At 33.3% G+C, this 2,218-nt stretch carries 5 protein-coding genes; 1 reads left to right on the forward strand and 4 read right to left on the reverse strand.

The window, feature by feature from the left end; translation table 11 throughout:
• A partial coding sequence (locus tag RM545_RS17335) for a hypothetical protein (protein WP_311496543.1) occupies nucleotides 1-193 on the forward strand: 193 nt, incomplete at its 5' end.
• A 386-nt stretch (nucleotides 194-579) separates the two neighbouring features.
• Here RM545_RS17335 and RM545_RS17340 read toward each other — a convergent pair.
• The 4 genes from RM545_RS17340 to RM545_RS17355 form a co-directional block, all read right to left on the reverse strand.
• A complete protein-coding gene (locus tag RM545_RS17340) occupies nucleotides 580-897 on the reverse strand; it encodes an enhanced serine sensitivity protein SseB C-terminal domain-containing protein (RefSeq protein WP_311496544.1) in 318 nt (105 codons plus the stop codon).
• A gap of 38 nt (nucleotides 898-935) precedes the next feature.
• A complete protein-coding gene (locus tag RM545_RS17345; protein ID WP_311496545.1) occupies nucleotides 936-1,409 on the reverse strand; it encodes an SseB family protein in 474 nt (157 codons plus the stop codon).
• A gap of 160 nt (nucleotides 1,410-1,569) precedes the next feature.
• Nucleotides 1,570-1,893 (reverse strand): type II toxin-antitoxin system PemK/MazF family toxin, encoded by a 324-nt coding sequence (locus RM545_RS17350; RefSeq protein ID WP_311496546.1) that lies wholly within the window; start codon nucleotides 1,891-1,893, stop codon nucleotides 1,570-1,572.
• Nucleotides 1,884-2,129, reverse strand: a complete 246-nt coding sequence (locus RM545_RS17355; protein ID WP_026915895.1) for an AbrB/MazE/SpoVT family DNA-binding domain-containing protein — start codon at nucleotides 2,127-2,129, stop codon at nucleotides 1,884-1,886. The genes RM545_RS17350 and RM545_RS17355 overlap by 10 nt, the downstream gene beginning before the upstream one ends.
• Nucleotides 2,130-2,218: the final 89 nt, after the last annotated feature.

Genomic DNA, 2,218 nt, shown 5'->3' on the forward strand with positions numbered 1-2,218 from the left:
TGCATATAAAAACTGTGCGATGGTGAGCGTGATTTTCCGCAGGAAAATCAGGCGCAACAAGTACGCACGAAGTTTCGAATTGTCACAGGCTTTAGCATTGTTTTTATATTTTGTTGTAAGGCGTCTTTTTACTTATCCGCGAGCCAAAACATCCAAATTTACCGAAAAAAAAGCGCCAATTGCGGCTGAGTGATGATTCTAATCGGTAGCTTTTTTTCCTTGCCGAAGTAAACTGCAAATGCTAAAAAGCCAAAATTTGGCGATTTTCGTCCGTCGCAAAGAGGTCGCAAAAATGGCAATTTTCGACCTTTATTTAGCTGATCGGCATCGGCTCAAAGTCCGCTTATTCACAAACTATCTCATCCAAATTTACCGAAAAAAGCGCCACTTGCGCCTGAGTGATGATTCTAAAACGTAGCTTTTTTCTCTTCCCGAAGTAAAAATGCAATTAATGATAAACTGAAATTTGCCGACTGCGTTCTGAATTTTGATGACTTACAACGGTTACGGTTATCGCAAGTTGCGGGAGTAGGGACGCGGACTTGTCGGATTAACTATTTTCTTTCCTGGTTTTTAAAATTACACTTTTTCGACTAAACCCGTTATTTGCGATGAACCGATGTTGCCCACAGTTTTATTTTCTAATATAAATGGTTTAGTGTTCTTTAAAAAGTAATCTGAGATACCACCATTTTTATGATCAATTTGAAGGAAATCAACTGTTTTATTTTTATGGTATTTCTCAGCTATCGGTCCTGCTTCATTTGTTATTTCTTTTCTGTCTCCATCGATATCTAATGCTATCATAATGTGAGGAAGTTCTTCAGAATTATCCATTTTTACTGCTGCTAGATAAGCTGCTTTTACTGTTTCTTTTTCCGTAAATAGTTTTTTCAATGCATTTACAAGATCATTTGGATATTCTGCTGGTTGACCTATTTGTATTTAGTTTCCTCTTCTATTTTCATTTCGTTTGATTGGTCAAAAATGGATCCGTTCAATAACCTTTCAATCTCATTAGGAATTAGTTCTTTTCCATAATCTGAATAAGGATTAAGTATAAGGGTTGCACCTTTTGTTATTTCGAATAAGTTTTGTCCTTTTAGAGCCAAAAAAGGAACTTCTTCTTTTATAAATCCTTTATCGAAAATTCTATTTGTCGAAGCAAATACGGGAATTTTTCCATCTTCAAAAGTGACAAATTTGACTGATGTATTTTCCTCTAGAATTTGAGTTCCTTTTTTGTCAGTTTTATCGGTTAAAACTATTAAATCGTTCCACAATAATTTCATGTAAAATTCATCTCTCTTGGATGAATTTGTTGATGCTTGATATAATGTTTTCTCCAATTCATTTTCGGGAAAACTATTTTCTATTTTTTTCTTTTTGAATATGTCAAATAATCCCATTTTTCACGTTTTAAAATTGTGGGCAACGGTTACGGTTATCGCAAGTTGCGGGAGTAGGGACGCAGACTTGTCGGATTAATTATTTTCTCTCTTGGTTTCTAAAATTACACTTTTTCGGCAATACCCGTTATTTGCGATGAACCGATGTTGGCATTAGTACTTAGTCCACAAATGTTTCTTTAAGCACCTCTTTACACTTTTTGATTTCCGAGTTGGATAATGATTCAAAGATTTTTACAATCCTTTGTTTGTCAATTGTTCTAATCTGGTCAATTGCGATCATTCCTTTTTTTCCATTTGATTTTACAGGAATTCTTGTCGGATATTTTTTCGTATTTGTTGTCATAGGAGCAACAATAATTGTTCTCAAGTATTTATTCATCTCATTTGGAGAAATGATTACACAAGGTCTGGTTTTCTTAATTTCACTTCCAACAGTCGGATCTAGATTAACTAGTACAATATCATATTGATTTAAATCCATTCATCAAAATTTTCATCATCAAACACATCATTCATCAGAAGTTGGTCATCTTCATTTTTGGCCATTTTCTTAAATTTTTCTTCCCAATTTTTTCTTGGCGAATCAATTGGTCGGAGTATAATTTGACCTTTTTCTAAAATGAGTTCTACTTTATCTTTTATATGATATTTCTCGAGAATCGTTTTGCTTAAACGAAGTCCTTTTGAATTTCCAATTTGTATAATTGAAGTTTCCATAACTTTTATTTTTGTAAATTCAAAGTTATTACTTTAAATCAGATTTCAAAATTATATTTTCTCTGTTGAAGTATTAATGCCAACGTCTC

Source organism: Autumnicola lenta (assembly GCF_031846515.1).
Taxonomy (GTDB): Bacteria; Bacteroidota; Bacteroidia; order Flavobacteriales; family Flavobacteriaceae; genus Autumnicola; species Autumnicola lenta.

Excerpts from the sequence above, each read along its gene's own strand:
- RM545_RS17345 (WP_311496545.1), bottom strand. The coding sequence starts at position 1,409 with ATGGGATTATTTGACATATTCAAAAAGAAAAAAATAGAAAATAGTTTT.
- RM545_RS17350 (WP_311496546.1), bottom strand. The coding sequence starts at position 1,893 with ATGGATTTAAATCAATATGATATTGTACTAGTTAATCTAGATCCGACT.
- RM545_RS17355 (WP_026915895.1), bottom strand. The coding sequence starts at position 2,129 with ATGGAAACTTCAATTATACAAATTGGAAATTCAAAAGGACTTCGTTTA.